This window comes from Desulfobotulus pelophilus, assembly GCF_026155325.1.
In the GTDB taxonomy this organism is placed as follows: domain Bacteria; phylum Desulfobacterota; class Desulfobacteria; order Desulfobacterales; family ASO4-4; genus Desulfobotulus; species Desulfobotulus pelophilus.
The window spans coordinates 46,515-66,894 of sequence record NZ_JAPFPW010000003.1 but is presented as its reverse complement, the minus strand read 5'-3'; the positions used below and the strand labels follow the sequence as shown (position 1 = coordinate 66,894).

Annotated in this window: 17 protein-coding genes and 1 tRNA gene; 15 read left to right on the top strand and 3 right to left on the bottom strand. The window is 51.7% G+C overall.

Features of this window, described 5'->3' with window-relative positions; all coding sequences use genetic code 11:
• Positions 1-111 precede the first annotated feature (111 nt).
• The 7 genes from OOT00_RS03995 (at position 112) to OOT00_RS03965 (ending at position 7,615) form a co-directional block, all read left to right on the top strand.
• A complete protein-coding gene (locus OOT00_RS03995; protein WP_265424001.1) occupies positions 112-2,694 on the top strand; it encodes a flagellar assembly protein A in 2,583 nt (860 codons plus the stop codon).
• 213 nt (positions 2,695-2,907) lie between these two features.
• Complete coding sequence (locus OOT00_RS03990; protein WP_265424000.1) at positions 2,908-3,663, top strand: metal-dependent transcriptional regulator; 756 nt, start codon at positions 2,908-2,910, stop codon at positions 3,661-3,663.
• 248 nt (positions 3,664-3,911) lie between these two features.
• Positions 3,912-4,391, top strand: a complete 480-nt coding sequence (locus OOT00_RS03985; protein WP_265423999.1) for a type II secretion system protein GspG — start codon at positions 3,912-3,914, stop codon at positions 4,389-4,391.
• A gap of 181 nt (positions 4,392-4,572) precedes the next feature.
• On the top strand, positions 4,573-5,832 hold the full coding sequence (locus OOT00_RS03980) for a DUF2325 domain-containing protein (protein ID WP_265423998.1): 1,260 nt from the start codon (positions 4,573-4,575) through the stop codon (positions 5,830-5,832).
• A 110-nt stretch (positions 5,833-5,942) separates the two neighbouring features.
• The gene (locus OOT00_RS03975; protein ID WP_265423997.1) at positions 5,943-6,386 is read left to right on the top strand and encodes a flavodoxin; all 444 of its coding nucleotides are present in this window, start codon (positions 5,943-5,945) and stop codon (positions 6,384-6,386) included.
• 48 nt (positions 6,387-6,434) lie between these two features.
• Complete coding sequence (locus OOT00_RS03970; RefSeq protein WP_265423996.1) at positions 6,435-6,830, top strand: hypothetical protein; 396 nt, start codon at positions 6,435-6,437, stop codon at positions 6,828-6,830.
• 275 nt (positions 6,831-7,105) lie between these two features.
• Positions 7,106-7,615 (top strand): hypothetical protein, encoded by a 510-nt coding sequence (locus OOT00_RS03965; RefSeq protein ID WP_265423995.1) that lies wholly within the window; start codon positions 7,106-7,108, stop codon positions 7,613-7,615.
• A gap of 22 nt (positions 7,616-7,637) precedes the next feature.
• Here OOT00_RS03965 and OOT00_RS03960 read toward each other — a convergent pair whose 3' ends face one another.
• The 3 genes from OOT00_RS03960 to panB form a co-directional block, all read right to left on the bottom strand.
• On the bottom strand, positions 7,638-9,029 hold the full coding sequence (locus OOT00_RS03960) for a radical SAM protein (RefSeq protein ID WP_265423994.1): 1,392 nt from the start codon (positions 9,027-9,029) through the stop codon (positions 7,638-7,640).
• 279 nt (positions 9,030-9,308) lie between these two features.
• A complete protein-coding gene (locus tag OOT00_RS03955; protein ID WP_265423993.1) occupies positions 9,309-9,551 on the bottom strand; it encodes a DUF5320 family protein in 243 nt (80 codons plus the stop codon).
• A gap of 113 nt (positions 9,552-9,664) precedes the next feature.
• Positions 9,665-10,453, bottom strand: a complete 789-nt coding sequence (gene panB / locus OOT00_RS03950) for a 3-methyl-2-oxobutanoate hydroxymethyltransferase (protein ID WP_265423992.1) — start codon at positions 10,451-10,453, stop codon at positions 9,665-9,667.
• Positions 10,454-10,711: 258 nt separating this feature from the next.
• Here panB and hisS point away from each other — a divergent pair, with 258 nt between their 5' ends.
• The 8 genes from hisS to tpx all read left to right on the top strand — a co-directional run bounded on the left by hisS (position 10,712) and on the right by tpx (position 20,334).
• A complete protein-coding gene (gene hisS / locus OOT00_RS03945) occupies positions 10,712-11,971 on the top strand; it encodes a histidine--tRNA ligase (RefSeq protein WP_265423991.1) in 1,260 nt (419 codons plus the stop codon).
• Positions 11,972-12,060: 89 nt separating this feature from the next.
• A complete protein-coding gene (gene aspS / locus OOT00_RS03940) occupies positions 12,061-13,854 on the top strand; it encodes an aspartate--tRNA ligase (protein WP_265423990.1) in 1,794 nt (597 codons plus the stop codon).
• Between the two features lie 23 nt (positions 13,855-13,877).
• Complete coding sequence (locus tag OOT00_RS03935; protein ID WP_265423989.1) at positions 13,878-14,552, top strand: CBS domain-containing protein; 675 nt, start codon at positions 13,878-13,880, stop codon at positions 14,550-14,552.
• A 162-nt stretch (positions 14,553-14,714) separates the two neighbouring features.
• Entirely contained in the window at positions 14,715-15,689 is a 975-nt protein-coding gene (locus OOT00_RS03930) for a calcium/sodium antiporter (protein ID WP_265423988.1), read from the top strand.
• Positions 15,690-15,900: 211 nt separating this feature from the next.
• A tRNA-Asn gene (locus OOT00_RS03925) sits at positions 15,901-15,976 on the top strand.
• Between the two features lie 337 nt (positions 15,977-16,313).
• Positions 16,314-18,260, top strand: coding sequence for a methyl-accepting chemotaxis protein (locus OOT00_RS03920; protein WP_265423987.1), 1,947 nt, complete (start codon positions 16,314-16,316; stop codon positions 18,258-18,260).
• A gap of 244 nt (positions 18,261-18,504) precedes the next feature.
• Positions 18,505-19,383 (top strand): Rossmann-like and DUF2520 domain-containing protein, encoded by an 879-nt coding sequence (locus OOT00_RS03915; protein WP_265423986.1) that lies wholly within the window; start codon positions 18,505-18,507, stop codon positions 19,381-19,383.
• Positions 19,384-19,827: 444 nt separating this feature from the next.
• Positions 19,828-20,334 carry a thiol peroxidase gene (tpx, locus tag OOT00_RS03910; RefSeq protein ID WP_265423985.1) on the top strand — a complete coding sequence of 169 codons (507 nt, stop codon included), beginning with the start codon at positions 19,828-19,830 and terminating at the stop codon, positions 20,332-20,334.
• The last annotated feature ends 46 nt before the right edge of the window (positions 20,335-20,380 follow it).

The following is a 20,380-nucleotide window of genomic DNA, read 5'->3' as shown; positions in this document are numbered from 1 at the left end:
ATTTCTCCCGTCTTCCAAAAAATACAAAACTTTTTATTCTTTTAAAAGTATGCTTAAAATAACTATACGTCCATGATGTTTCCAAAAATTTCCGTTTCCGGGAGGCCTTTCATGCAACAGCCATCCACAGAAGCCGCCAAATTACAGGAAATTGCCCATCTGCACCGGGATCTTGCCTATCCGGTTATGGGTAAACTTGCTGTGGAAAATGACCTCATCTCAAAAGAAGTTCTCCAGCAGGCCATCGCGGAAATGCAGCAGCGGAATCACTCCGCCCCCACTCCTGTCACCCTTGAAGAAATTCTGCTGGAACGGGGATATATTTCCCCCGCTTCCATGGAAAAACTTCTGGCCAGCACCCTGCGCTTTCTGGACCGCCAGTTCTGCAACACGGCACACAAAGAAGGCCTTCTGGATCAAAACACCTGTGAAATGGTACTGACTGCCCAGGCTGATGCCTACAAAGACGGCAACCTCGTTCCGGTAAGTGATATTCTCATACAGCAGAATATGCTCACCGCAGAAAAAAGAGACAGGATCCTTTCCCGGATGCGGGCCGTTGCCCCCCCACTCTCCGCCCTCACCCATGAAGAAAAAGCACGACCTTCCCTTGCTCAGGCCTGGAATGATCAGGATAGAAAACGTGAAATCACGGCGGGTTCCAGAAAAATTCCACCGGAGGAAATGGCCATTGCCCGCATGGCCCTGCAGTATCGCTTTATCACTACCGACCAGCTACAGGCGGCCATTGCCCAATGGTCTGCGGACCAGAAGCACCCCCAGCCCCGCAATCTCAGCCAAATTCTCACGGATCTTGAGTTCATCAACCGCAAAGAGATCAGCCTGCTTCATGCCACACGACTTTTCCATGAAACCCGGCAGATGGACCAGATATTCGGACGCCTCTGCCAGATTCACAGCTTTTGTTCCGAAGCCGACATTGTCAGAGCTCTGGACACCCAGCTGGCAAAATTCAAACGAAACCGGACCATCAAACTGTTAGGCAACATTCTCGTCGAAAACAGCATCCTTACCCACGAACAGATGGTGTATATCCTGCGGGAACAGAAACGCGTGCCACCAACATTGGAGCCTGCACTCCAGTCCGCTCAGAAAAAATCAGCCGCTGCACCCAAGGAAACAGAAATTGCCGTCTCCATCAGCGAAGACGAACTCAGCGCCCATATCCTCCCTGCTCCAGAAATCAGGGAAACGCTCACACTCCGTGATCTAAAGGAAGCACTTATGAATGCAGGGGTTGTGTTTGGCCTCCGGCCGGACAACGAGCTGCGAAGCTGGCTGGAAACCCCCCACCTTCGGACAGAACCTTTTGAAGCGGCCAAAGGACACCCTCCGAAAGAACCCATTGACGGTCACATCCGCTACGGCTTTGACCCGGACTATCTGAAAGCCGGTAAGATTGATGAGGAAGGCAACATCGACTATTTTGACCGGGGCGAAGTTCCTTTTGTCCAAAAGGGAAGCCACCTCGGCCAAAGAATACCACCGGTAAACGGCAAACCCGGTGTCAAGGTCACGGGAGAGGAGGCTCCCCCGCGGGAGCCCACAGACGTGGAAATCAGGGCGGGGAATGGTGTGGAGCTCAGCCTTGACGGCCAGAGCACCCATGCCCTTATCGATGGTCAGCCCCATAGCACTCTGGGAGGCAAGATTTCCGTTTTCCCGGAAATGTCCATTGACGGAGACGTGGACCTCAAAACCGGCCATGTTTCCTTTAACGGAGCCATCCGTATCAAAGGAAGTGTTCAGCCGGGCTTTCAGGTGAAGGCTTCATCAGCCTCCGCTACCGGAATCAACGATGCAGATGTGCAAGTGGAAGGCGACCTCGTGATCAATGGAGGCATTATTGGCTCCAGAATCAGGGCTGGCGGCATGGTGCAGGCCAAATTTGTGGTGGACTCAGAAATTATAGCTTTTGGTGATATCCTTGTGGAAAAAGAAATCATAACCTCCGTTGTCCGCAGTAGTAGCCGGGTGGTCCTTCCCAAGGGCAAGCTTATCGCCAGTGAAGCAGCCGCCAGGGGAGGGATAGAGATTTATGAAGTAGGCACAGAAGTAGCGGCGCCTTCCCATATTTTTATTGGTGTTGATTTTTATGTGCAAAGCGAAATCACAAGACTCCGGTCCAGAACTGAAGAGCTGAAAAAAGATCTCGAAAAAACGCAGAAAACCATACAGGGAGAGAAAAAACGTCAGGAAGACCTTCACCGTCATATTGCGGAAAAAGCACAGATAGTGGACAAAAACCAGAACCTCATTCAGAAACTGTCCGCCGCCCTTCCCCATGCCGGGGACAAGGCGGCGTCCATTTCCCAGCACCTCCTTCATATCCGACAGGCCATTGAAGAGGCAGAAACACAGACAAGTCAGCTTTTTGCCCAGCAGGACCAGACCCTGGACACCATACTCAAGGCACAGCGGAATGCGGAACTACTGGTTGGCGAGATAGAGGAAGTCCGGAATGAATATAAAGCACTGCTCCAATGGAGCAAGACCAACCGGCCCAAACCCATACTGAAAGTAAAGGGCAACATCTCCTCAGGCACCCGTATCACAGGCGGAAAATCTCAGATGACTCTTAAAGAAAAAGCCCGCAATATGATTTTCACGGAAATACAGACCACCGATTATGAAGGAGAACCCAGCTGGAGTATCCGCATGCAGAACGCATAAGCAGGATAAAACACCCGTCTCATTAAAATTTTCTTGCGCCTTTCACCATTTTAAGGCTTGACAAAAAAGCCAAACCCGAAGATGGTAGATATGGTTGATGATACTTACCCTGAAAAAGGGAATTTCTCAACGGCTACTTCATACGTCACCCGAATTCTCCAGGATACCAGGGCCAACAGCGTCCGCGTCGAAATCCAAGCCCAGGAATATATTATGTCTGAATCTGAAAAGTTAAGCGCAAGTCTTGAAGATTACCTTGAAACCATCTTTCATGTGGTTGCGGAAAAACAGGCGGCACGCGCAAAAGATATTGCCCAGCGCTTGAATGTCAACAACTCATCTGTTACCGGTGCCCTTCGTTCCCTTTCGGAAAAAGGCTACATCAATTATGCACCCTACGATCTCATTACCCTTACCGCCAAAGGTGCAGAGCTGGCCAGGGACGTTGTGCGCAGGCATGAGGCTCTCAAAGACTTTTTTACAAAAATCCTGCTTATTCCCATAGACGAAGCCGAAGATGCTGCCTGCAAAATGGAGCATGCCATTTCTCCCAATATTTTGGACCGGCTGATTCAATTTGTGGAGTTTGTGGATATTTGTCCCCGTGGAGGAGCAGACTGGATCAAAGGTTTCAGCCGCCACTGTGAAAGGCTGGAAGCCGGTGGATGTGAGACCTGCCTTTCCAACTGCGTCAATGAGTTAAAAGAAAAAAAGGACTTTATTCAGGATTCCGAAAAAAATCTCATCCCTCTCTCAAGACTTAAGATCGGTGAGAAAGGTGTTCTCTCCAGCCTTGAAGGACGGCCTTCCGCACTCCGCCATCTGAATGACATTGAAGCCGGTCCTGGCAACGTGGTGGAAGTGGAGAACATCGAAAAGGAAAGCGAAAATCTTACCATAAAAATTAAAGGATATCACCTTATCCTCAGAATTGAAGATGCGGAAAAAATACTTGTGGTTCCTTTCTGACGGGCCACACAGCTCCTGACCTGCCACCGAAAACGCCCCTTTCCGGGGCGTTCGGCTCTACCCGTCCACCCTCCGTGTGATGGACCACTAACCACAGAGTCCTGCAAAGTTCCCATGGAAATCCCCTCTATGCATAATTGTTGAGACAGACGCAGCCAGAAAAAAACCAGGAAAGTTTCTTTATTAAAAAATGCATCAATGATGGTACGAGAGTTCTCCATTGAGCCAACCGCCTGATGCATTTCCCCTTGGCATTATCCCACAACCGCTGCTATACCATTGAAATGAGAAAGATCGTTCCCCCTTTCAGAAAATCTCACCTGCGGTTTCTTTTTTATCTGGCTGGCATCCTCCTTCTATTTCAGGTATGGACAGCTCCTGCAGACATCCTTGTCCATGGCATAACCAATACCCTGCGTGAAATTCTTACGCGAAACCACATTCAGGAAATTGCCTTTGCACTGGAAAAACACTACCTCCAGACAGGTCTTTACCCGCCTCCTGAAGAACTGGGTTCATGGCTTACCAGAGAATTTCCCCACAACATGCAGAAGCAAATGCCCATAGACCGATGGGGAAATGGGCTCTCCTACATAAGAACCCCGGACGGGAGAGGCTTTCAGCTTATCTGCCATGGGGCCGACGGAATCCTCAACACCGGTGATGATTTCGGGATCAGCATCTTTTATCCGGGTCCCCGACCAATTGAAACAACCATAACCCCTTGAAAAAATAAGATAGCACAAACACCCTGACGTCTTACTACCCCCGATCCTCCAATCCGTAAGCTATAAAACAACGGATGTCACGGACATCTACGCCCGATGTTTTTATTGATATTTATTTTTTTAGTTGACACAAACTTTATTGCCCATGTAAAATACACTAAAAACTCTCACAGGAGTCCCCATGACACCGATGCCGCCCAACTTTTCCCGCGCTGCCCTTGAAACTTTCATCCCCGCAGAGAACTGGACCTCCAAAGGAGCGCACTTTGCCTCCCTCTGGGAAATACCCCAGTCCATGAAATGCCCTCTGGTTGGGACATGCCTTTCCATTGATGACCATCATCATCTTCTGAAAAAAGCCGGATTCAATGTTCGCCGCATTTGTCCCGCATCCCTTCATGCCGCAGTGATGGAAAATATTGACGCACCAACACGGGTAGCCCGCAGGATTGACACTTTTCTCAAGAAAAAATATCTCACCAGCGCAACCGAATGGCTGCACAGCCCCGAATCTGCGATACGAAAGCTTTGGGAAACAGGAATTCAGACCGGTGAACTGGAACTTCCCCTTTATATCATTGCCTGCCGGTCCAATATATCCCAGTCTCTGCAGGCGGAAGTCTTCGGAACCCTGCACATGCTCGGCCACACCGCAAAACGTGACCTGCTGGAATCAAGACGCATGATTGTACGACTGGAAAAACTCCTTGCGGAAGAAAAAGAACTTTCCCGCCGTATCCAAAAAAATCTGAAAGAAAAAACCGACACCCTGATGGCAAAAACGGCAGAACTCGAAAAGTGGCAGCGTCTTGAAACGAACACAAGCACCTCAAGCCCAAGAGAAGAGACAGCAAAGGAATCTCTGGAAAATCTTTCAGAAAGGCTTCAGCGCCTTCAGGATAAAAACCAGGCACTGAACCAGCGGGTCAAAAAACTGGAAACGGAAAGGGCAGAATGGCGCAAAGCCCCCCAGATTTCCGGTTCAGAACCAGCAGAAACACCCATTCAGCAGACCAAGCCCCATGCACTCCGCCCTTTCCCGCCCAAGGCTGAAGTGCCCGACCTCGGATACAAACGCGTTCTCGTCGTTGGCGGGAGACCTTGCATGCGGCCCCTTTACAGAAATGCCGTTGAAACAACAGGGGGGCAATTTGAGTATCATGACGGCTGTATCCATGGGGGCAAGCAGACACTGGAAGCCCGTGTAAGACGGTCCGATATCATTTTATGCCCTGTCAACTGCAACAGCCACGGAGCCTGCGGGCTTGTAAAGGAAATCTGCCGGAAACACGGCAAGTGCCTGCGCATGCTGGATTCATCCAGCCGGTCTGCCATAACCGCAGCATTGGAAAAAACAGCGCTGCAGGAGGAAGAAAGTCCTTCCGTTTCCAATCCGCTGATTGCTGGGAACAGGTTCTCAAAGGCAGCAGAAGAAAAATAAAGCTCTTTTTTAGCCGCAGCTAAAAAAACTATTGACACAAAACTCTTCTTTCGGTAGTTTTTGTCTCGACTAAAAAAATACGACAACCATACACCAATAAGGACAAGCTAATGACCACTGCTCTTATCGTTTACGGCTCCACCACAGGTAACACAGAAACCCTCTCTTCCATGATAGAAAAGCAGCTTGTTTCTAAAGGGCTGAAAATCACATGTAAAAATGTGACAGACACCCAAGCGGATGAACTGAAGAATTATGACATTATCCTGCTCGGCTGCTCTACATGGGGCGAGGAAGAAATTGAACTCCAGGACGATTTTATTCCCTTCTATGACAGTCTCACGAATGCACCCATCAAAGGAAAAAAAATCGGCGTCTTCGGCTGCGGAGACAGTTCCTATACCTATTTCTGTGGTGCAGTTGATGCCATTGAGGACCGAGTGAAAGAGACAGGAGGTATTCTGATTGCGGATGGCCTCAAAGTAGACGGGGATCCGGATGATGCCCGCAAAGAGGTCCTCTCTTGGGCCGATGAAATCGCCGACGCAGCCTGATTCTGCAAAAATTCCGGCCCCATGCCGTCAGACAAAAGGAGAAAACTGATGACCAAAAAACAGTCTAAGGTGATGCGAAGTTTCCAGATCCGCATGATCACCCAGCTGGCCCAAGGGAGTTTTTCCTCCATTGACCTCAAAAACGAAATCTTTGTCAAGTGGCTGGTAGGTTACATGGCTGCCCATCAGATCCCCTTTCAGCTGGTACCCATGGGAGCAGGAGTTACAAGAATCGTTCTTTCCGGCTGTCTCTGCTCCCACTGCCAGGGGAAAGGCTTTGTACCAGACAGTGAAGAAAACGGCCTTCAGCGACCCCATCTTCTGGAAGCACTTGAAGAAGAAAATGAGGATCAGGTAATTTCATGCTGCGGCGATAGCTGCAACTGTGAGAACGGATGCGGCAGCGGCGGCACCTGCTGCAGTGAACGGCGCAACGCGGCCTGACGGCCCTCCCATGCACAGCCCGCTCTCCCCGTAAGGCTGTGCATGCCTCTCCACCTGCAAACACGTATGGATCGCCTTCCTATGTGCCAGCTGGTGTTTCTCCACCCCTTCCCTCCTGCTCCGGAGGTGTCCTTCCCCGGGATACCTCCGGAATCTTTTTCCGGGGGACCTGCTTGACAAGGCCTCTTCCTTTCGGATACTTCCCAGCAGAAAATACGGCTGCACCGATTCCCCGAAACAGGCAGCCCATAAATCATCCTGTCTGGGAGCAAGCCATGGAGAAAAGCCCTGAGGCCTGTCTGCACCGCTACCTTGAAGCAGAAAGCCTGCTACATCATTTCTATACATATTTTGACTATTGTACGGCCGTCTGTATTCCCCGCCTCCTCTCTCTTACGCCAGGGCTGCCCGTGGCAGCCTGCTGCAGGGACAGGTATCATACGATCTACGACCTGGACCATCCCTCCTTTGATCTGCTCCGATCCAGACGCCACGAGCTTTATGGCAAACCGGAAAATCAGCCAGAAAATTCCGGCGTCAGTCCCTGTGAATACCACGGCAGCACAGGCTGTCGGCTGAAGGATCATAAGAGTCCCGTATGCCTGGGCTTCATGTGTCGGCCGGCCATCGATTATCTGCGGAAAAAACACGCCATTTTCACTTATGATTATCTTGGCTTCCACTATGCCCTTGAATGGATCCTCACAGGCGACATGCCTCCTGCAGACTGGGATATTTTCAGAAAAAGCCTTGAGACCATGATCCGAACCATCAAAAAAGACTGAAACACCCCCTCCTGCCGGGGCTTCAGGCATAAGCCTGAAGCCCCGGCAGGACAGCTTCAAAGGGCAAAGCCTTCTCCGGTAAAGCGCCCTCTGATGGAACGGCCAACCATGTAAGAAAAGCCTTCAGGTCTTCCTTCCCCAGAACAATAGGATCCACCGCAGGCAATCGGACCCGACCCATGCGACAATGCTCTCCGAACTGCATTTCTTTGGCCCCAAGGGGTGCCTCTTCCATGTTCATCAAACGAACTCCGGAATACAGCAACCTGCCTGTACAGGGTCCGGGCCGGACAATACCGGCCAGCTCCGAGCTGATCCGTAACCCGTCCTTTCGTGCAGTCAAACGGTACAGCCCGGGATCTGCGCCAATTTTTCCAAGCCGGGCAGCCTCTTCTTCCAGATACAGCACTGGCCCTTCCAGTGTGAGCTGACGGAGATAACCGTTTTCCGTCAGCCCTTCATCGGAAAAGGCCGCCATCGGCGATGTTTTCCTGCGCAAAGCAGCCTGCTGAAATCTGTGCTTAAAGGCAAAGCTGCAGTAATTAACCCCCAGTGGGAGATCCATATCCCTTGCCATAGCCAAAAGACGAAGGGCTGTAATCTCAGATTCCATGACCGTAAGATGTGCATCTCGGATATAGGTATACCTTCTGCTGGCCATACGCTTAAAATTATGAGGTGTAAGACGCAACTGATGCAGGTTCAGGTAACGGATACCCACAGCTGCCATTTCCGGTATCTTCACCATCAGCCGGGCTTCTTCTTCCGGAACGGCCGGAATTTCAACGGTCACCACGGGCAAAAAATCCGCAGCCATGGCCGCCCTGTCAAGACGGTAATCCATGGCACCTATGTCAAAACGGATTTCGTCAAGGCCAGCCCGTGCCAGTGCTTTCAGGTTTTCACGGCTCACCAGAATACCATTGGTATACATCCACAGATGTATGCCCAGCCCCATCCGGTCCCTGACAGCCCGAATGTAATCAAGGGTTCTGCCAAGGGTCAGAAGGGGTTCTCCACCGGAAAACCCCACCCCCCGAAATCCAAGACCAGCCACATAGTCTGCGTAGGCATCGGGCAAAAGAAAATTCAGACCCTGGGAAGCGGGAACACTTTCCTCATTCTGGGGCGCAGGACAGTAAAAACAGGATCCATTACACTTCCCATTAATAAAAAGGCAGGACCATTCTCCCGCTGCACACAAAGCACACCCTGGTGATAACCTTGACATATCCGGCTTGGTACCCTTACACCCGTCCACCACTTTTCCTGCTAGGGAGGTAAGAATACGCCGTCTTTCATCCATTCCCTTTCTGGCCTTCTCACCTTCTGCATAGCAAAGCCTCTGAACTCCCTCTCCATATTCTTTAAAATTTTCTTCTTCAAAACAAGGATATTCCTGAACAAGAGCCATGACCACCTCACCGAAGGAACAGCAATGGCATCCCCGCCATGAAACAGCTCACCTGTCACCGGACAGCACTTTTCCTGCAGGCTCCCGCGCACATTGCTGAAAAAAACTGCAGACCTCTGATTCATTAAAAGGGAAACAATGCTAAGCAGTTTTCTTTACAGCTGCAGCCCCTCCTTTGGCAACAAAAAAGGAGACTGCCAATGTGGCAGCCTCCTCTCTGCACGGGCAAGCCTCCGCAGAAGCGTACCCTGAAAAAATGTTCTTCTGCCCTGCGAATTCTCAGACTTCGTCAGGGCCGGAAGAGGATGATGGTTCCGGCACGGCGGGGCCACCGTATCCGGCCCCACGGCAGAAGCGTCGGCTACCTCTCCTGCCACCCATGCCCCTGCCACCCTGCAGCGTTCCCGTCTGCGCCAGTCCCTCACGCATTTCATCCTTACGTTTTCCCAAACCGCAGGGTCCCAGACCTCTGCCGGGCCGGGATCCCATGCCCGCAGGGCCCTGTCCGTTCATACCTGGCATATGACCTCCTTTTCTGCCCGAAGATTTCTCCTGTCGCTGACACAGAGACAGTCTTTTCGAGCTTGTTATGAGTATATGCCCACAACCCTGCCTTTGCAAGACCTTACGTAAAATTACTGATAACTGTGGTCGGGCCCAGGAAAGCTCCCTTCTCGGACAGCGTCCCCATAAGCGCGGAAACCCTTCAGACTCTCCCCTTTCAGGTCGGCAAACATCCTGGTAAATTTCGGCATATACCCAAGGTTCAGTCCCAACAGATCATGCATGACAAGTATCTGCCCGTCACAATGCACCCCAGCTCCGATTCCGATTGTGGGAATCCCCACTTCTTCCGTAATCCTCCGGGCTATGGGTGCGGGAATTCCTTCCAGAACGATGGAAAAGGCACCGGCTTCAGCCACTTTATGCGCATCATCTACCAGCCGGTTCTCATCTCTCTGTATCCGGTATCCCCCCATGGCATGCACACTCTGGGGCGTGAGACCAATATGGGCCTGTACGGGAATACCCGCATCCACCATGGCCCGTATGGTTTCAGAAACACCAGCTCCTCCCTCAAGCTTCACAGCCGCTGCGCCCGCTTCCTTCAAAAAAAGCCCTGCGTTGCGCACGGCTTCACACACATCCGCCTGATAGGATAAAAAAGGCATGTCTCCCACCACAAGGGATCTTGTAACCCCTCGGGATACCATTTTGGTATGATACAACATTTCTTCCATGGTGACGGGAAGCGTATTTTTCTGCCCCTGAACCACCATACCCAGAGAGTCGCCCACAAGAATCACATCCACACCGGCTTCATCCGCCAACCGGGCAAAGGGGAAATCATAGGCTGTAACCGCAACAATTTTTGTACCCTCAGCCTTCATCTTCACAAGATGCGTGGTGCTTACAGATGCCATGCCCCACTTCCTCCATGGATTACGGTAATGGTCTTTACCTTTCATCAAGGTACCTGATATAGAAAAAACCTTGTCCCTTTGCCTATCTCCGCAGACTTCCCATGTCAAGCCCCGGTTGGAATCCTGCACAAAGCAGCCGTATTTCAAGGAATCCGGTTGACGCTTGAGGGGGCCTGCGATAAGAAAAATAGGTTATGCTTACTTTATGTGATACAAAAACATCCTTTTGGGGATACGGATTGTTCAGGATGGAGTCCCATGATTCAGCTGATTCGAGGTTTTAAAGATATTCTGCAACCGGAAGGCCGTCTGTGGCAACGCATAGAAACAGAAGCCCGCAGGCTTTTTGAAAGCCATGGCTACCATGAAATCCGTTTGCCCATTCTCGAAAAAACAGAACTTTTTGCCCGCAGCATCGGTGAAACCACCGATATTGTTGAAAAAGAAATGTACACTTTCACCGACCGCGGGGGAGAGAGCCTGACGCTGCGACCGGAAGCCACGGCTTCCGTTGTGCGTGCTTACATTCAGCACAAACTGTCGGGGACAGAACCCATCCGGAAACTCTATACCATCGGCCCCATGTTCCGCAGGGAAAGGCCCCAGAAAGGCCGCTACCGCCAGTTTTACCAGATTGACGTGGAGGCATTCGGCATCGCCTCCCCTTACGTGGATGCCCAAATGATACTGATGCTGGCAAGCCTCCTTGAACGACTGGGGGTTACGGGCATTTCTGCCCATGTCAACTCTCTGGGCTGCCCGGATTGCCGTCCTCCTTACAGGGAAAATCTGAAGGCCTTCATTGAAGAGAAAGCCTCCGAACTCTGCGATGACTGCCTGCGCCGCAGGGATAAAAACCCTCTTCGCGTACTGGACTGCAAAAACGAATCCTGCCGAAAGGCCATGGCCCAGGCTCCGGAACTGCTGGATAAACTCTGCAAGCCCTGTGCTGAACACTTTGCCACCGTACGGAAAGAACTGGACAAAAGGGATATTTCCTACAAAGTGGACAAAAGACTGGTCCGTGGCCTGGATTATTATACACGCACCGCCTTTGAACTGCAGACCGATATGCTGGGGGCCCAGAGTTCCGTAGCCGGAGGCGGTCGATATGACGGCCTGGTCAAAACTCTTGGAGGACCGGATATTCCAGCCATAGGCTTTGCCATAGGTTTTGACCGGCTGGTGGAAGTCATCGCCCAGACCCTTCCGCCCGAAGAATGCCCACCCCATGTCTTTTTCATTCCTCTGGGAGAAAAGGCCATGGAAAAAGCCTTTGACCTCTGCATGCAGCTTGCGGAACAGGGTATTCATTCTGAAACGGATTATTCCGGCAGAAGCCTCAAGGCCCTCATGAAGCGCGCCGACCGGCTGGCCGCTTCCCTTGTCGTCATCATGGGAGACAATGAGCTGTCCACAGGTAGCGTGACACTGAAATCCATGGCAACAGGAGAGCAGGAAACCGTTTCCATGGAAGGTCTTATCCAGACCCTGGTTCAGGGTTTCCGGAAAGCCTGATCCGGAAATCAATCTGCTCACGCCGGAGCATACTTCGGCAAAGACCTCTTACATCCCATCTTTTTACGGTTTATTGAAGGAGAACTTTCGTGCCTGATACACTTCAAGATATGCGACGCACCCATCACCTGGGAGCCCTTGGCAGTAAGGATATAGGTTCCTCCGTTGTTCTCATGGGTTGGGTTCAGCGCAGACGGGACCATGGCGGCGTGATTTTTGTGGACCTGCGGGACAGAGAAGGCATAACCCAGGTGGTCTTCAACCCTGAGCGGAACCCGGAAGTCCATGCCGCAGCCCACGGAATCCGATCTGAATTCGTCCTTGCCATCCGTGGCATTGTCATGGCCAGACCCGAAGGGATGGGAAACAACACCCTGAAAACCGGCTCCATTGAAGTTATGGCCGATGAGCTGCGCATTCTCAATACGGCAGTAACGCCACCCTTTCTCATTGAAGAAAATGCGGAAGTATCCGAAACCATCCGCCTGCAGTACCGCCACCTGGATCTCCGCAGACCCAACCTGCAACGGAACATCATCACACGCCACAAAACAGGACAGGCGATCCGCAACTTCCTTAACTCCCAAGGTTTTCTGGACATAGAGACCCCCTTCCTCACCCGCAGTACACCCGAAGGAGCCAGGGACTATCTCGTACCCAGCCGGGTGAACCGGGGATATTTTTATGCCCTGCCCCAAAGCCCCCAGCTCTTCAAGCAGCTGCTCATGATCGCGGGCTTTGACCGCTACTACCAGATTGTCAAGTGCTTCCGGGATGAAGACCTGAGGGCCGACCGCCAGCCTGAATTCAGCCAGATTGACCTGGAAATGAGCTTTGTGGGTGAAAACGATGTGATGGACATTGGCGAAGGCCTTGTATCCGCCGTATTCAAAGAAGTACTGGGCATGGACATTCAAACGCCCTTTGAACGTATGGATTATGAAACGGCTGTGGGCCGCTATGGCCTGGACAAACCGGACCTGCGCTTTGGACTGGAGCTTGTGGATCTCACGGAAATGATGAAAACAGTGGGATTCAAAGTTTTTGCCGATGTGGCATCCAAAGGAGGCATGATTAAAGCCATCAATGCCAAAGGATGCGGCGGCTTTACCCGTAAGGAAATTGATGATTTCACTAACTTTGTGTCCATCTACAAGGCAAAGGGTCTTGCATGGATCAAAGTGAAGGAAGACGGGGAGTGGCAGTCTCCCATTGCCAAGTTTTTTACAGAGGAAGAAAAGGCCGCAGTGGTAAGCCGCCTCGACATGGAAAGCGGAGACATTGTCTTTTTTGTGGCGGACAGATCTTCCGTTGTCAACGAAGCCCTGGGAAACCTCCGAAACCATCTGGGTGAAAAACTGGGGCTTGTGGATGATTCCGTTTTCCGCTTTGTCTGGGTGACCCGTTTTCCCATGTTTGAGTATGACGAAACGGAAAAACGACTGGTCGCCCTTCACCACCCCTTTACGGCACCCCAGGAGGAGGACTACCCAAAACTCGATTCTGCCCCCCTTGCCGCCAAATCCAGGGCCTACGATCTCGTACTCAACGGCAATGAAATCGGAGGCGGCTCCATCCGTATCCATCAACCGGAAATGCAGCAAAAGGTATTTGATGTGCTGGGCCTTTCCCGCGAAGATTATGAAGACAAATTCGGTTTCCTCGTGGATGCCCTGAAATCCGGAGCCCCTCCCCATGGAGGCATGGCCTTCGGCTTTGACCGCCTTGTCATGCTGCTCACCAGACAGGCATCCATACGGGATGTTATCGCCTTCCCCAAAACTCAGAAAGCCGCCTGCCTGCTTACCGGAGCACCCAGCGCAGCGGCACCGGCCCAGCTGCAGGAGCTGGGGGTTCGGGTTGAAACCGAACTGCAGGGATAAAAAATAAGCCCAAGGAGGATTGCATGTACATTGGCCGCATCATGCGCACGGATCTCGTCACTGTCCCGCCGGAAATGCCCCTTGCAGAGGCTCGGGAACTCATTGACCAGAAGGGCATCGAGCATCTGCTTGTAGTCAACAAAGACGGCAGACTGGTGGGAGTGGTCTCGGATCGGGATCTCCGCCAGCACTGGGCTTCATCGGCCACAAGCCTTTCCAGCCATGAGCTGAACTACCTGCTCAGCAAAGTGACCATGGCAATGATTATGCGCAAAAAAATCGTCACCATCACACCGGACACCACCATAGAACGCGCGGCCATGATCATACAGGAAAAACGAATCGGCTCGCTGCCCGTCATGGAAAATGACAGGCTGGTAGGGATTATCACCCGGACTGATGTACTCAAGGTACTGCTGGATGCCATCGGCATTGCCGAAGGCTCCGTTCGCTTTCAGGTTATCATCCGTGACCGTCTGGGAGCTCTGGCAGAGATTGCCCGAATTCTTTCCACCGAAGGGATCAATATCCAGAGTCTCATATCCTGGCCGGTGGAAGAACACCCCGGCGTATTCCAGCTGGTCATGCGCGTGGCAGCCAGGGATCTGGATACTGCCGTCAAAAGCCTTGAGACGGGTGGCTTCGTGGTCCTGACCCGCCATGTAAAAGACTTTACGCCGTACATTCCGGCCCCATGACCGCTTCCGCTTTCTCTGCCTCCCTCTTTTTTAAAGAAGGCGGCAGAGAATCACTCCCTTGTTTCCGGCCAGCACCGCGAACCCTTTACCCGGCAACCCGAACTCCGCAAAGTGTGCCCCAGCAATACCTGCATGCTTCTTTCAAGCCTCCTGAGGTCTATCATGGTATACCTGCAACTGGTCATTGGTCTCAGCCTCCTTATCAAAGGCGCCGACCTTCTTGTGAACGGTGCCGTCAGCATCGCCCGGCGCTTTCAGGTACCCAGCATTGTCATCGGCCTGACCATTGTTGCTCTGGGTACGTCCCTCCCCGAACTCTTTGTCAATATCTATGCAAGCCTTACGGATAATTCCGGTATCGCCGTAGGCAACGTACTGGGAAGCAATATCGCCAATACCCTTCTTGTACTGGGGCTTGCCGGAGCCATTGCCCCCCTTAAGGTTCAGGAAGGTACGGTATGGGCAGAAATCCCCTTAAGCCTTCTCGGCGGCATCATGCTTGCCGTTGCTGTCAATGATGTCTTTTTTGACGGTGCCCTTCACAACCAGCTGACCCGGACGGATGGCCTTGCCTTTCTGGGATTTTTCATGATTTTCTCCTACTACTCCTACAACCTTTCCCAGTCCAAGGGAAACGACCGGCGGCTGGACCCTCCTTCGGAAGCCAGCTTTGGTCCCATCAAGTCATGGGTTTATGTTGTGCTCGGCATGATAGGGCTGGCCCTTGGAGGAGACTGGATTGTGGCTTCTGCCGTAGTAATAGCCCGGGATTTTAACGTTGCCGATGATATCATCGGCCTCACCATTGTGGCCATCGGTACGTCCCTTCCCGAGCTGGCCACTTCTGCCATGGCAGCATGGAGGGGCAATGCAGCCATAGCCGTCGGCAACGTGGTAGGCTCTAATATCTTCAATATTTTCTTTGTTTTGGGCATCAGTGCCACCATCAAGGCCCTGCCCTTTTCCATGCACAACAATGTGGATATCGGACTGGTCATCCTGTCTAACATTCTGCTGTTTATCTTTATGTTCACAGGTAAACGCCGGTCCATTAACCGGGGAGAAGGTCTTTTTATGCTGTTTCTCTATGCCACCTACATTGCAAGTCTCTTCATACGAAACGGCATAGCATCCTGAGCCATAAAACCAAAAGAGAGCCATGCCAGCGAACATTCCGTGCCACCACAAAACCCAGGCTGAATGGCACCCCACTGCCATGACCAAATATTTTTTATCTAAAAATAAAAGACTTACGATCAACTATAAAAAATTTATTTTTTATAGTTGACAGCACGCCAGGAAACCCGTATAAGTTGCCTCGTTCTGCTGCAAGGCAGAAATTGCATGCTCCCCAGTAGCTCAGTCGGCAGAGCAAGTGGCTGTTAACCACTGGGTCCGCGGTTCAAATCCGTGCTGGGGAGCCACAAGATAATCCCTGCACACTTCGGTGTGCAGTTGGTTTTTATACGCCTCCCGTCGGTTCCCGGCGGGAGGTTTTTGTATGCACTTCCGTAAAAAAGCCCCACCAAAAAACCTTGCCCTTCCTCCATAAAAAATCTATTTTATAAATTATTTATTCCCTTTCAAAAACATCGGTATACCGTCGTGCTCTTTTGCAAGTAAACTCTTGCATTCATCCTTTCATGTATGGTCCCGGTCATTTCCATGACCCTTTTCCACATAATTGCGATGCCCCTGAGTCAGGGGTTTTCCCTCACAGACAAATCTCTCTGGGCCAATCGGGGAGAAAAGAGGTTCGTAATGAAACAAGCAAAGGGATTGCAAAACCGCATCATGACGCCCATGCTGGCAGCCCTCGTCCTTGCAGCCATTGTCGGGTATGGGAGCCTCTGGTTTCTTCTCCATACGCTTTCCCAACGCCATATGACCGATCTTATGGAAATACATGCGGAGTCCCTGGATCAATACATTCAAAGCAAAACAGCCCAGTACCAAGGACTTTTTTCCTCCCTTCAAGCACGGGCTCTGGAACAGGCGTCCCTTTTCAGCGCAACGCCAGAGGTCCTCAATGCTTACAAGCTTGCCCATAAGGGCAATCCTCTGGATGAACAGGATCCCTATTGCCGCGAGGCCCGCGCCATACTGAAAAACCATATCAGCGGCTTCCAGAAAGGGCACACCATTCATACAGATTTTGCCCCCCTCCAGATCCACTTCCACATTCCACCGGCCCAAAGTCTTGCCAGAACATGGCGGGAAGGCTGGCAGACTGTGCAAAACGGAATCAGGATGGATATTACCGATGACCTTTCTTCCTTCCGGCAGACGGTGGTTCAGGTTAACCGGGAGGGCAAACCCCTCACAGGTCTTGAGGTAGGCAGGGGAGGTTTTGTCATTCGAGGCGTTGTCCCCATAAAAGATCAAAAAGGCACTATCCTTGGAAGCGTTGAGTCCCTTTCTGCCTACAATCCGCTTCTGACCCTGCTGAAAGACAATGACAATGAAAATTTCAGCCTTTTCATGAATGCCGAGCTGCTGGGCACGGCTGAAAATCTTAGAAACGAAAGAGAGTACCCCCGTCTTCAAGAGGCCTATGTTCTTGCCGCATCCACTCAGGGCAACCAGCTGCCCTTCATGATTCGCAAAGAGGATCTTGACCGCTGCCGCAACACTTCCGTTTCGTTGAACAGGAGCGGATACCGGATTGCCCTCATGCCAGTACATGATTTCTCCGAAAAACAGGTCGGCGTCCTCGCATTCATACTCGACACCACTGCATTCCTTGACAAAATGGCCGAAACCGAAGCCGCATCCCTCCGGTTCACTCACAGGGCAGAAGCCTTCATGGGAGCAGGTATTCTTCTGTTTGCCATCTTTCTGTCTGTCATCATTCGCTTCACCGTCAGCCGCATTGTAACCCGCATCCGAAGCATCTCCAGAGATCTCCAGTCCATGGCCGGTACAGTTTCCGGGATCTCCAGCCACATGTCAGCATCCAGCATGGCCCTTGCTGAAAGGACCAGCGAGCAGGCAGCTTCTCTGGAAGAATCCTCTTCCGCTCTGGAAGAGCTGGCCGCTATGGCACAACGCAATATGGAAAACTCAAAAGAAACCAATACGTCCATGCAGGAGGTCCGCAACCACGTCCGAACCGGTGCCATATCGGCACAGCATATGTCTGCCACAATGATAGAGATCAATGCGTCCAGTGATGAAATACGAAATATCATTCAGACCATCGAAGAGATTGCCTTCCAGACCAATCTGCTGGCACTGAATGCGGCTGTGGAGGCCGCACGGGCCGGTGAGTCAGGCAAAGGGTTTGCCGTTGTGGCCGATGAAGTCCGCAGGCTTGCCCACCGCTCTGCACGGGCAGCCGGTGATACCACCCGGCTCATTGTAACAGCCATAGAAAAAATTGAAGCAGGGACGGAGGCAGCAGCAGAACTTACGAAAAATTTCGACAGTATGCGCAATAGGATGGAAAGCTCCGTTCCCCTTGTAGCACAAATTGCAGAAGCATCCGAAGAACAGGCCCAGGGAATCGGCCAGGTCAATACAGCCGTTGCCCAAATGGACATGATCACCCAGCAGAACGCCGCGGATTCGGAAGAAACCGCCTCCGCAGCCCAGGAACTTCAGGGACAGTCAACTTGCCTTTATCAAGCCATAGCCAGCCTGAATACGGTTATTCTCGGCAGCAGAAAAACAGCTCAACTGGAAAAAGAAGCCTTGCGGAACCCTTAGAAAACACCCCTTCCGAGTCCGCCAGCCAGAGCAGGCTCCGGGGCCGCCGGGGCTGATCGGGCGCAGAGTGCCAACTCTCTCTACCGGCGCTGGTAACAACCTCTTTTTCCGGTTTTTCACCGATCCCAAGTTCATGCTTGTATCTGTGGCGCGATCGGGGTAAGGCTGAGACCGTCATTCCAGACAATTTTCAGCAACCCATGCGGCTAGCCCCGCAGTAACTTTGAGAAAATGGACCTGTCCGATGAAACAGAGCGCAGGAATCATAGGATGCGGCAGAGCAGGCCATCATCTAGCCTTTCAACTCCAAAATAACGGATGGCCCGTTTGCGGCCTATGGGACCTCAGGGAAGAGACGGCAAGGGAGGCTTGCGACACAATGGGCATTCCCATGCTCTCCCCTGAAACAATGGCCGACAAAGCAGATATTCTTTTTCTCGCCTTACCGGACGACAGCATTGCCCATGCCTGCTCAGAACTGGCTTGCAAAGGTGTTTTCCGACCCGGGCAGATCATCTTTCATCTCAGCGGATCCCAGTCTTCAGACCTTCTTACTCCGGCAGCGAAACAAGGAGCTTTCATCGGCTCTTTCCACCCCCTGCAGAGTTTTGCAAAAACTCTCAACCAGACCGACAATCCCTTTCAGAGTATTCTTATAACGGTAGAGGGGATGCCGGAAGCCGTGGCAACAGGACTGACCATGGCAGAACGACTGGGGGCAAGGGGCATAACCATAGCAGCCGAAACAAAGGTTCTGTACCATGCCGCCGCCGTTGTGGCCTCCAATTATCTTGTCACCCTCATGGATACGGCCTTTGAACTTCTGGATGCCTCAGGGATTGATAGCAGCAGGGCCATGTCCTTCCTCAGCCCCCTCGTAAACGGCACTCTCTCCAATCTTCACAGAATGTCCCCGGCGGCGGCCCTCACCGGCCCCCTTGTCAGGGGTGACACCGAAACCCTCACCCGTCACCTGAAAGCCATGAAAGAAAAATGCCCGGAACACTGCCGCCTTTACAGAGAACTGGGCCATGCAACCCTTCACATTGCAGAAAAAGGATCTCATCTCAGCCAAGAAAGGGCAGATGCCATCAGGATGGTTTTAGCGAAAAGAGATGCATGAAGCATCGAAGAGAAGAGGAAAGCAAACATGTTACACACATAAAACCTATGCGGTATCATCACAGCCCCCCCTGCTCCATGTGGATGTGACCCTGAAAAAAAAATTTGCTTACAACTCCCTGCGCAAACATCTCCCTGCTTTGATCGTCATCAGTCTTTCCGATCCTTCACCGAAAAGTCCCAAACCCTATTTACTCAATTCATGAAAAAGCATCCTGGAAAAACGGCCCCTTGCTTTGCTCGCTCCACAACACCGGCGGTGCCCATCATATCCCTGCCCATCCCCCTATACAGCAGCCGACAAACCTCTATATTCATAAAGAGCTGACATGTCTTCGCCTTAAAAAAAGCAATACGAGGGCTTGACGAAGTCATCTTACGTGACCATGTTTCATGGAAGATACACTTATGTCATCCTAACCCTATACACCAAAAGGAGAATTTCATGGCTACCGTCACCCTGAAAGGTAACCCTGTTCAGACCCATGGCAATCTTCCGGAAACAGGCAGTCAGGCTCCGGATTTTACTCTCACAACAACGGATCTCGGTGAAACAGGACTTTCAGAATTCTCCGGGAAAAAACGGGTTCTGAATATTTTTCCAAGCATTGATACGGGGGTCTGCGCCTCATCCGTTCGCCGCTTCAATGAAGAAGCAGAAAAGAGACCGGAAACCGCCGTTCTCTGCATATCCGCAGACCTTCCCTTTGCCCACAGTCGCTTCTGCGGCAGCGAAGGCCTTGCAGCCGTCTCCTCACTTTCTTCCTTCCGGAACCCAGCCTTTGGCGAAGCCTACGGTGTTACTTTGAAAGATGGCCCTCTCAAGGGACTTCTTGCACGGGCTGTGGTGATTATCAATCAGGAGGGTAAGGTCGTTTACACGGAACTGGTACCGGAAATCGGTCAGGACCCGGATTTTGAAGCCGCACTCAAGGCGCTGGATGCCCTTTAATCTCCTGTCCTTAAACTGTTTATTAACTCCCCTCAGACAGACAAAC

Coding starts and splice junctions, on each gene's coding strand:
- OOT00_RS03995 (WP_265424001.1), top strand. CDS start 112: ATGCAACAGCCATCCACAGAAGCCGCCAAATTACAGGAAATTGCCCAT.
- OOT00_RS03990 (WP_265424000.1), top strand. CDS start 2,908: ATGTCTGAATCTGAAAAGTTAAGCGCAAGTCTTGAAGATTACCTTGAA.
- OOT00_RS03980 (WP_265423998.1), top strand. CDS start 4,573: ATGACACCGATGCCGCCCAACTTTTCCCGCGCTGCCCTTGAAACTTTC.
- OOT00_RS03975 (WP_265423997.1), top strand. CDS start 5,943: ATGACCACTGCTCTTATCGTTTACGGCTCCACCACAGGTAACACAGAA.
- OOT00_RS03970 (WP_265423996.1), top strand. CDS start 6,435: ATGACCAAAAAACAGTCTAAGGTGATGCGAAGTTTCCAGATCCGCATG.
- OOT00_RS03965 (WP_265423995.1), top strand. CDS start 7,106: ATGGAGAAAAGCCCTGAGGCCTGTCTGCACCGCTACCTTGAAGCAGAA.
- OOT00_RS03960 (WP_265423994.1), bottom strand. CDS start 9,029: ATGGCTCTTGTTCAGGAATATCCTTGTTTTGAAGAAGAAAATTTTAAA.
- OOT00_RS03955 (WP_265423993.1), bottom strand. CDS start 9,551: ATGCCAGGTATGAACGGACAGGGCCCTGCGGGCATGGGATCCCGGCCC.
- panB (WP_265423992.1), bottom strand. CDS start 10,453: ATGGCATCTGTAAGCACCACGCATCTTGTGAAGATGAAGGCTGAGGGT.
- hisS (WP_265423991.1), top strand. CDS start 10,712: ATGATTCAGCTGATTCGAGGTTTTAAAGATATTCTGCAACCGGAAGGC.
- OOT00_RS03935 (WP_265423989.1), top strand. CDS start 13,878: ATGTACATTGGCCGCATCATGCGCACGGATCTCGTCACTGTCCCGCCG.
- OOT00_RS03930 (WP_265423988.1), top strand. CDS start 14,715: ATGGTATACCTGCAACTGGTCATTGGTCTCAGCCTCCTTATCAAAGGC.
- OOT00_RS03920 (WP_265423987.1), top strand. CDS start 16,314: ATGAAACAAGCAAAGGGATTGCAAAACCGCATCATGACGCCCATGCTG.
- OOT00_RS03915 (WP_265423986.1), top strand. CDS start 18,505: ATGAAACAGAGCGCAGGAATCATAGGATGCGGCAGAGCAGGCCATCAT.
- tpx (WP_265423985.1), top strand. CDS start 19,828: ATGGCTACCGTCACCCTGAAAGGTAACCCTGTTCAGACCCATGGCAAT.